We start from the raw sequence: 8,768 nt of genomic DNA, 5'->3' as shown, positions 1-8,768 counted from the left end.
GCCAGCGGCCGGCACTACCTTGAGAACCCCGCTCCGGCGGGGTTTTCGCTTTTGGAAAACAGCATTCGCCGAAGCATGACCTCCCGCCCATGTACGCGCCGGGGAGGCTGGTAAGCTCGGACGCTTCCGCCCCGTTTCCCGGAGTTCGTCCATGCGTCGCCGCGTCCTTGCCATCGCATCTTCCCTCGCCCTGCTGGCCGCGCCCGCGTTCGCGGCGACCGGTATCACCACGCTGCCGCCGAAATCGCTGGCCACCGCCGCCGAGCTGCGCGAGCAGGCCCTCAAGGACGACACCGGCTGGAAGGTAGTCGAATCGCTGACCACCGAGATCGGCCCGCGCATCGCCGGCAGTGAAGCCGACGCACGCGCCGTGGCCTGGGCGGTGGCCAAGTTCAAGTCACTGGGCTTCGACAAGGTCTGGACCGAGCCGGTCACCTTCCCCAAGTGGGAGCGCCGCAGTGAGCACGCCGAAGTGATCGGCAAGCATGCCCAGCCGCTGGCGATCACCGCCCTTGGCGGCAGCCCGGGCGGCACGGTGGAGGCCGAGGTGGTGCGCTTCGCCGACCTGGCCGCGCTGCAGGCCGCGCCGGAGGGTTCGCTGAAGGGCAAGATCGCCTTCGTCGATTACCAGATGACCGCCTACCGCGATGGCCGCGACTACGGCAACGGTGGCGCCGTGCGCAGCAAGGGCCCGTCCGAGGCGATCCGCAAGGGTGCGATCGGCTTCGTGATGCGCTCGGCCGGTACCGATTCGCACCGCGTGCCGCACACCGGCATCACCCGCTTCGATGATGGCCTGACCCCGGTGCCGGCTGCCGCGCTGTCGGTGCCGGATGCCAACCAGCTGGCGCGCCTGGTCGCGCTCGGCAGCACCACGCTCAAACTCAGCCTGGATTGCGGTTGGGACGGCAAGGCAACCTCGTACAACGTGATTGGTGAGATCACCGGGCGCAGCCTGCCCAAGGAAGTGGTGGTGATCGGCGGTCACCTCGATTCCTGGGACCTGGGCACCGGCGCGGTGGATGACGGCGCCGGCGTGGGCATCACCATGGCAGCCGGCCATCTGATCGGCCAGCTCAAGCAGGCGCCCAAGCGCACCATCCGCGTGGTCGCCTTCGCCAACGAGGAGCAGGGCCTGTACGGCGGCAAGGCGTATGCCGAAGCGCATGCCAAGGATGTGGTGCTGCACCAGCTCGCGGCCGAGAGTGATTTCGGCGCGGGCCGCATCTATGCCTTCAACACCGGCTCGCCGAACCCGGCCAACTCGCGTGAAGCGACCCGCCAGATCGCCGAGGTGCTCAAGCCGCTGGGCATCGAGTACGCCGCCGAGAAGGGTGGTCCCGGCCCGGACGTGGGCCCGCTGGCGGCCAAGGGTGGCGCCTGGGCGTGGTTGGCGCAGGACGGCAGCGACTACTTCCACCTGCACCATACCGCCGACGACACGCTCGACAAGATCGACCCGGCCGCCTTGGCGCAGAACGTGGCGGCCTACACCGTATTCGCCTACCTGGCCGCCGAAGCCGAGGGCAGCTTCGGCAGCGAAGCCAAGCCGACCACGCCGCCGAGCGAATAAAAAAAAGCCCGGTCGCAATGCGACCGGGCTACCGGGATAACGTCACACCCCACGCGGTGAGCGCCGCTAGACCTTCGCGGTCCGGACAAGCGGATCGCCGCGCTGCGGGGGTGTCTCTCCTCACCCACGCAGCACAGCGTCCACCCGGCACTGTGCGCAGTATTCACTGCATGCACTATGCGATTAATCCGAATCGAATGTAGTCACGACGATTTCGGTGAAACCGATCACACCGTGGGTGGCGCGAATGACGCCGCGCTCCCCCCGAAAACGCACGCACTGGTCAAACGCGACTGCGTCCGAACCATTGCGCCAGCAGTACGGCCGTCGCCGAGGCGACGTTGAGGCTTTCCACGGCACCGGTGCCCGGAATGGAGACCTGGTGGTCGCAGTCCTGCGCCAGCTCGCGATCCATGCCCTCGCCTTCGGCGCCCATGACGTAGACCAACCGCGACGGCAGCGTGGTGGCGAACAGATCAGCGCCGCCTTCTACCAGCGTGGCAGCCAGACTCAACCCGGCCGCGCGCAGCTGCGCCATCGCCTCGGGCAGTTCCGGCAGACGTACCAGCGGCACCGACTCGGCGCCGCCTTCGGCCACGCGCGCGGCCGCGCCGGACAATGCCAGCGTGGAACCCGGCGGCAGCAGCAGCCCGGCCACACCGAAATGCGCCGCCGAGCGCAGGATCGCGCCGAAGTTGTGCGGGTTGCCTACGCCATCCAGCCACAGCGCCAGCACCGGCGCGCCGGCCGGCAACGTGGCCAGCCACTCGTCCAGCTCCAGCATCGGCGCACGCAGCACGTCAGCCACCAGGCCCTCGTGGTGGGTGGTCGCGGCGAGCTTGTTCAGATCGCCGTCTTCCACCACGCGGTAACCGACGCGGTTGGCCACGCACCATTTCAGCACCGGCTGCATGCGGGGGATCAGCGACTCGGTCAGGTACAGCTTGCGCAGCGCCTGCGGGCGATGCTCGAACAGGGCCTGCACGGCATTCCAGCCGTACAGGCGCAGCTCGTCGTTGCCGCGGCCGGGCGGCGGCGGCGTGCCACCTTCGCGCGGCGGCAGCGGCGTGGCGCGCGGCGGCCGCGAGGACGGACGGCGCGCATTCTTCCAGGGATCATTCACTACGGGACAGCTCCAGCTTGCGTTGACGCCAGAAATCGGCGTTCTTGATGCCAAGTGCATCGGGGTCGAAGGTCGGATCCAGGCCGAGCTTCTTTTGACGTTCGTAGTCGCGCAGGGCCAGCATCGCCGGCTTCTGCACGATCAGGATCGCGATGATGTTCAACCACGCCATCAGGCCGACGCCGATGTCGCCCAGCGCCCACGCCATGCCGGCATTGTGGAACGCACCGAAGATCACCATGCCGATGATGCCCAGGCGCAGCAGCAGGACGGTCAGCGGGCGCTTGGCGTTGTTGTTGACGTAGGTCAGGTTGGTCTCGGCCATGTAGTAATAGGCCATGATCGTGGTGAAGGCGAAGAAGAAGATCGCGATCGCCACGAAAGCCGCGCCGAAGCCCGGGATGACGGTTTCCACCGCCGCCTGGGCGTAGCCCGCGCCTTCCGCGATACCGGCCAGGCCGGCGAACACGGGCGCGCCGCCCGGCACCGGGGAATACACGTTGTAGGTGCCCGCGGCCAGGATCAGGAACGCGGTGGCGGTGCACACCATCATGGTGTCGAAGTAGATCGCGAAGGCCTGCACGTAACCCTGCTTGGCCGGGTGCGAAACCTCCGAGGCGGCCGCCGCATGCGGGCCGGTACCCTGGCCGGCCTCGTTGGCGTAGATGCCGCGCTTGACGCCCCACTCCACCGCCAGGCCCATCATCGCGCCGAACGCGGCATGCGCACCGAAGGCGCTGCTGAACACCGTGCGGAACATGTCCGGCACGCGGTCGTAGTTGATGATCATGATGGTGATGGCCATCAGGATGAAGGCTGCGGCCATGAACGGAACGACCACTTCGGCGAAGTTGGCGATGCGCTTGACGCCGCCGAAGATCACCACCGACAGCAGCAGCGCGACCACGATGCCGATGCCCAGCTTGAGCGCCTGCACCGATTCCAGGCCCATGAACTGGCCATCCAGCGGCCCGCACAGGGCGCCACCGCGGCAGGCATTGATGATGCTGTCGGCGATGGCATTGGCCTGCACGCCCGGCATCAGGAAGCCGGCGGCGATGATGGTCGCCACGGCGAAGGCCAGGGCGTACCACTTCAGGCCCATGGCCTTTTCGATGTAATACGCCGGGCCACCGCGGTAGCGGCCTTCGGCATCCTTGGTCTTGTAGATCTGCGCCAGGGTGCACTCCACGTACGACGTCGAGGCGCCGAGGAAGCCCATCACCCACATCCAGAAGATCGCACCGGGGCCACCGAAGGCGATCGCGGTGGCCACACCGGCGATGTTGCCGATGCCCATGCGCCCGGCCATGGACATGGCCAGCGCCTGGAACGAGGACACGCCCGCGTCGGATTTCTCACCCTGCACGGTGAGCCGGCACATCTCCACGAACCCGCGGATCTGCATGAAACGGGTACGGGCACTGAAGTAAAGGCCTGCGGCAAGACACAGGAAGATCAGCGCTTTGCTCCAGATGATCCCGTTGATGAAACTGACTACTTCTTCCACGCGCTCTCTCCAGTCGGCGGAAACAAAAGGAACGTCCCCGTCGGCTGGGACCCGGTCGATTCTCCACGATCCGGGCCGGGCTGCGTAGTGGCAATTTCAATGAATGGGCGGCATTGCCGCCCATTCGGGTCAGGCATGGCCACCGACCGAAGGAGTTTCCGCTTCCTGGCGAGCCAGTTCACGCGCCACGGCTTCCGGCGAGCGGGTGTACGGGGCCAGCAGCGAGTAGAACGCCGGGACCACGAACAGCGACAGGAAGGTGGACACGGTCACGCCGAAGATCACCACCACGCCGATGGTGCCGCGGCTGGCCGAGCCCGGGCCACCGGCCACCACCAGCGGGATCGCACCGACCACGGTGGCGATGGAGGTCATCAGGATCGGGCGCAGGCGCACCATCGCCGATTCGACGATGGCCTGGTGCACGTTGCGGCCCTCATCGCGCAGCTGGTTGGCGAACTCCACGATCAGGATGCCGTTCTTGGCCGCCAGGCCCACCAGCATCACGATGCCGATCTGGCTGAACAGGTTGATCGTGCCACCACTGACATACAGCCCCAGCAGCGCGCCGAGCACGCCCAGCGGCACGGTGAGCATGATCACCAGCGGATGGATGAAGCTCTCGAACTGTGCGGCCAGCACCAGGAACACCACCAGCAGGGCCATCGCGAAGGTCAGCAGCACGGCGCTGCCGGCGTTCTGGTACTCGCGCGATTCGCCCTTCCAGCTGATCTGTGCATGCTGTGGCAGCTCCTCGCTGGCCACCTGCTGCGCCCAGGCGATGGCCTCGCCCAGCGGATAGCCCGGGGCCAGGCCGGCGTTGATGGTGATCGAGCGCAGCCGGTTGAAGCGGTTGAGGCTGCCGGCTTCGGCCACTTCGCTGAGCGTGACCAGGTTGGACAACGGGACCAGTTCGCCGCCACTGGCACGCACGCGGATCGCGGCCAGATCCGACGGCGAGGCGCGGCCTTCGCGGCCGGCCTGGACCAGCACGTCGTACTCCTCGCCGTTATCGACGAAGGTGGTGACGCGGCGCGAGCCCATCATGGTTTCCAGCGCGCTGCCGATCGCGGTGACCGATACGCCCAGATCGGCCGCACGCTGGCGATCGATGTTCACGCGCATCTGCGGGCGGGTTTCCTTGTAGTCCGAGTCCGTGCCGACCAGGCCCGGGTTGTCGGCCATGCGCAGCAGCATGCGGTCGCGCCACTGCGCGATTTCCGCGTACTCCGGGCCACCCAGCACGATCTGGAACGGCTGGCCCTGGCTGCGCACCAGGCCACCACCGACCTGGGTGCGCACGCGTACGCCACGCAGGTCATTGAGGTGGGTCTGCAACTCGGCCGCCACATCCGGGGTGGAGACATCGCGTTGGCGCCAGGGCTGCAGGAACACGCTGATGCGGCCGGTATGCATTTCCTCGCTGGAGCCCCAACCGCCGGGCACGCGCGGGTTGGCGCGCACGATCGGCTCATCTTCGCCGACGAAACCGGAGACGATCTTTTCGACCTGCTGGACCTGGCCGACGGTGTAATCGAAGCCGGCACCTTCCGGGCCATCGATCATGATCTGGAACGAGCCACGGTCTTCGGCAGGGGCCAGTTCGGACGGCAGCACCTTGAGCAGCAGCGCGCTGGCCAGCAGCGACAGGATCATCACCACGATGTAAACCCAGGTGCGGGTCACATGCGCTTCCAGGAAGCGCCCGTAGGCGGCCGACAGGCGATCCAGATTGCGGTTGATCACCCCGTGCAGGCCCTTCGGCGCCTGGCCGGTATGCGGCTTGAGCAGCTTGGAGGCCATCATCGGGGTCAGCGTGAGCGACACGAACGCCGACAGCGCCACCGCCGCGGCCAGCGCCACGGCCAGCTCGCGGAACAGGCGGCCGGTATTGCCTTCCAGGAAGCCGACCGGCAGGAACACCGCGACCAGCACCGCGGTGGTGGCAATCACCGCGAACGCCACCTGGGTGGTGCCGCGCTTGGAGGCGACCAGCGGCGGCTCACCCAGGTCGATGCGGCGCTGTACGTTCTCGACCACGACGATGGCGTCATCCACCACCAGGCCGATACACAGCACCAGCGCGAGCAGGGTCAGCAGGTTGATCGAGAACCCGAAGGCATACAGCGCGATGAAGGCCGCGATCAGGCAGACCGGCACCGTCACCGCGGGAATCAACGCCGCGCGGAAACTGCCCAGGAACAGCCAGATCACCGCCAGCACCAGCAGCATCGCCTCGACCAGCGTGGCGTACACGCGGTCGACCGCCGCCTCGATGAAGGTGGTGTTGTCGAAGGCCACGAAGATGCGCGTGCCTTCCGGCAGTGTGCTGCTGATCCGGTCGGCTTCGGCACGCGCTTCGCGGGCGACATCCAGTGCGTTGGCGGTGGAGGTCTTGACGATGCCCAGGCCGATGTTCGGCTCACCGTTGCTGCGGTAATAGGCCCGGCGCTCGGACGAGGCCAGTTCGATCTTGGCGACATCGCCCATACGCACCACGTACCCATCGGCGCCCTTGCCCAGCGGGATGCCGGCGAAGTCTTCGGGTTTGACGTAGTTGCGCTCCACGCGCAGGGTGAAATCGCGGTCGGTGGATTCGATGCGGCCGGCCGGCAGTTCGACGTTCTCGTTGCGCAGCGCGCTTTCGACATCGCCGACCGTCAGGCCGCGCGCGGCGAGCTGATCGCGGTCCAGCCAGATCCGCATTGCATAGCGCTGGCGGCCACCGATGCGCACCTGGGCCACGCCATCCAGGCTGGAGAAGCGGTCGACGATGTAGCGGTCGGCGTAGTCGCTCAGCTCCAGCGTATCCATCGAGGTCGAGCTCATGTTGAGCCAGATGATGGGGTCGGCGTCGCTCTCGACCTTGGCGATTTCCGGTGGCCGCGCCTCTTCGGGCATGCGGTCGGCAACGCGGCTGACCGCATCGCGCACGTCGTTGGCAGCCGCTTCGATATCGCGGTTGGAGGTGAATTCGATACTGACCTGCGAGCGCCCGTTGGAGCTGCGCGCGTTGATCGTATCGATGCCTTCGATGCCGGCCAGCGCATCTTCCAGCACCTGGGTGATGCGACTTTCGATGACCGCTGCCGACGCGCCGGTGTAATCGACCGAGACCGAGACGATCGGCGGATCGATCGCAGGCAGTTCGCGCAGGGTCAGACGCGTGAATGACATGAAGCCCAGCACGACCAGCAGCAGGCTCATCACCACGGCGAAGACCGGCCGCTGGATGGAAACGTCGGAGAGCTTCATCCGGCGGTGTCCGGTTCGGCCGTCGTGGCCGCGGCCGGCGCGACCGGTGCAGCTTCTTCGGCCTGGATCTTCAGGCCCGGGCGCAGCTTGCCGGTGCCGTCCACCACGATGCGATCGCCCGCGGCGAGGCCTTCGCGGATTTCCACCACACCGCTGCGGCGCCCACCGGCGATGATATCGGCGCGTTCCACGCTCTGGTCCTGCTTGACCCGGAACACGTAGGAATCGCGACCGACCTGGACCACGGCGATTTCAGGAATGACCAGCGCCTGGCGCTCGGGGCGGAACATGCGCACATCCAGCAGCATGCCCGGGCGCAGTGCGTGATCGGCATTGATGAAATCCGCGCGGACGGTGACCGCACGCGTGCCCGGATCCACGCGGGTATCGATGGTGGCGACCTTGCCTTCGAAGTTGCGCCCCGGATACGCCACGCTGGTCGCGTTGACCTTGTCGCCGGTGCTCAACGAAGCCAGCTCGGCTTCGGGCACCTGGAAGTCCACGTGCATGCGCTCGATGTCATCCAGCGTGGTGATCGCGGTGCTGGGGGTGACCAGCGAACCGGCGCTGACCTGGCGGATGCCCAGCACGCCGGCGAACGGCGCACGCACCCGGCGGTCACCGATGTCGGACTGCATTTCGCGCACGCGGGCATCAGCGGCATCGCGGATGGCGCGCTGCGTGTCCAGCGTGGAGCTGGCCACCAGCTGCTGGGCGGCGAGTTCGCGCTGGCGCTTGTACAGCTGGTCGGCCTCCAGGAACGTGGCCTGGGCCTGCAGCAGCGCGGCTTCCTGGGCCTGGCCGCGCAGGGTGACCAGCGGCGTGCCGGCACTGACCTGCTGGCCACTTTCGAAGTGCACCGTCTCGATGATTTCGCTGACCTTGGCGGTGACCGTCACCGACTCGCGCGCCTTGGCCGTGCCCAGTGCCTGCAGCGTGTCGCTCCATGCCGAAGCCTTCACCACCTGGGTGGTGACCGGTACGGCGTCTGCCTGCCGGCGAGCGGCCTCGTCTTTACTGCCACACCCAGCCAAAGCGACCAAGGCGATGCCAGCGGCGAAGCGCGCTGCGATGCGTCCCAACATGTAATGCAATCCCGGTTGTTTCTCGACCGCCGAGTGTATAGAGGGGTCGAGCCGGGGCATATGTGCCAAGCGTTTACCGGCCTCTTCACATCTGCCGGTGACGGGCGAAGGCCTTTCCGTGCTGGGGCCTGCGCAGGATGTATCGCCATGTATCGACGCATGTCGAAGTGCGCTGCACACGCCGGGGTGTCGGACCCAGCGGCAGCGCGCGCCCGGGGGGGG

Annotated in this window: 5 protein-coding genes; 1 reads left to right on the top strand and 4 read right to left on the bottom strand. The window is 67.2% G+C overall.

Going from position 1 to position 8,768, the window contains the following annotated elements:
* Positions 1-151: 151 nt before the first annotated feature.
* Positions 152-1,573: a M28 family peptidase gene (locus ACE026_RS19835; protein WP_486040543.1), complete on the top strand. Its 1,422-nt coding sequence runs from the start codon at positions 152-154 to the stop codon at positions 1,571-1,573.
* 283 nt (positions 1,574-1,856) lie between these two features.
* Here ACE026_RS19835 and ACE026_RS19830 read toward each other — a convergent pair whose 3' ends face one another.
* From ACE026_RS19830 to ACE026_RS19815, 4 genes are all read right to left on the bottom strand, one after another.
* Positions 1,857-2,696: a TrmH family RNA methyltransferase gene (locus ACE026_RS19830; RefSeq protein ID WP_486040542.1), complete on the bottom strand. Its 840-nt coding sequence runs from the start codon at positions 2,694-2,696 to the stop codon at positions 1,857-1,859.
* Positions 2,689-4,206 (bottom strand): alanine/glycine:cation symporter family protein, encoded by a 1,518-nt coding sequence (locus tag ACE026_RS19825; RefSeq protein WP_486040541.1) that lies wholly within the window; start codon positions 4,204-4,206, stop codon positions 2,689-2,691. Before ACE026_RS19825 ends, ACE026_RS19830 begins: the two co-directional genes overlap by 8 nt.
* 129 nt (positions 4,207-4,335) lie before the next feature.
* Positions 4,336-7,461 carry an efflux RND transporter permease subunit gene (locus tag ACE026_RS19820; protein ID WP_486040540.1) on the bottom strand — a complete coding sequence of 1,042 codons (3,126 nt, stop codon included), beginning with the start codon at positions 7,459-7,461 and terminating at the stop codon, positions 4,336-4,338.
* A complete protein-coding gene (locus tag ACE026_RS19815) occupies positions 7,458-8,546 on the bottom strand; it encodes an efflux RND transporter periplasmic adaptor subunit (RefSeq protein WP_486040539.1) in 1,089 nt (362 codons plus the stop codon). Before ACE026_RS19815 ends, ACE026_RS19820 begins: the two co-directional genes overlap by 4 nt.
* Positions 8,547-8,768: the final 222 nt, after the last annotated feature.

This window comes from Stenotrophomonas sp. AGC87 (genome assembly GCF_057333975.1).
Note: the sequence above shows the minus strand (reverse complement) of the source record. Positions and strands in the feature narration are given on the sequence as shown.